Below are 775 nucleotides of genomic sequence, written 5' to 3'. Positions count from 1 at the left end.
CTCGGTCGGGCGCAGCCCGCGCAGGCCGGCCAGCAGCGCGGCCCAGTCCACGTCGGCGACGACCTCGACCGGGGCGCCCGAGACGACCACGCGGTCCAGGACGGCCAGCGCGTCGTCCGGGTTCATCGGGCGGAACCCGCTGCCACGCAACCGGTTCTCCCGGACAGCACCGTCGGCGGCGAGGCCGGTGGAGCTCCACGCACCCCAGGCCACCGAGGTCGCGGGCAAACCGAGTGCTGCGCGGTGCGTGGCGAGGGCGTCCAGGTGGGCGTTCGCGGCGGCGTAGGCGGCCTGTCCCGCACTGCCCATCGCCCCGGCGGCGGAGGAGAACAGCACGAACGCGGCGAGCTCGGCGCCCCGGGTCAGCTCGTGCAGGTTGGCCGCTCCCTGGGCCTTGACCCGCAGCACCCGGTCGAGCCGGTCCCGGGTGACGGCGTCCACCACGCCGTCGTCGAGTACACCGGCCGCGTGCACCACGGCGGTGACCCGGCGGCCGTCGAGGACGGCGGACAGTTGGTCGCGGTCGGCGACGTCGCAGGCCACGGCCTCCGCGGTCGCTCCGGTGGCGCGCAGATCGGCGAGCAGATCACCGGCGGCGGTGGGGCCGCTCCGGCTCAGCAGCAGCAGGTCCCGGGCGCCGCGCGAGGCCAGGTGGCGGGCGAGGGCGGCTCCGAGGCCGCCGGTTCCGCCGGTGATGACGACGGTCCCGTCGCCGGTCCACTCGCGCGGCGCGGCGGACTCGGAGCGGACGCGATGGAGACGGCGGCCGAACGCG

Annotated in this window: 1 protein-coding gene; it reads right to left on the bottom strand. The window is 77.2% G+C overall.

Annotated features, from left to right (window positions below; all coding sequences use genetic code 11):
* On the bottom strand, positions 1 to 775 hold a 775-nt coding region (locus SACPADRAFT_RS24580; protein ID WP_007027836.1), incomplete at both ends, for an SDR family NAD(P)-dependent oxidoreductase.

This window comes from Saccharomonospora iraqiensis subsp. paurometabolica YIM 90007 (genome assembly GCF_000231035.2).
GTDB lineage: Bacteria > Actinomycetota > Actinomycetes > Mycobacteriales > Pseudonocardiaceae > Saccharomonospora > Saccharomonospora paurometabolica.
This window is presented reverse-complemented; position numbering and strand designations above follow the sequence as displayed.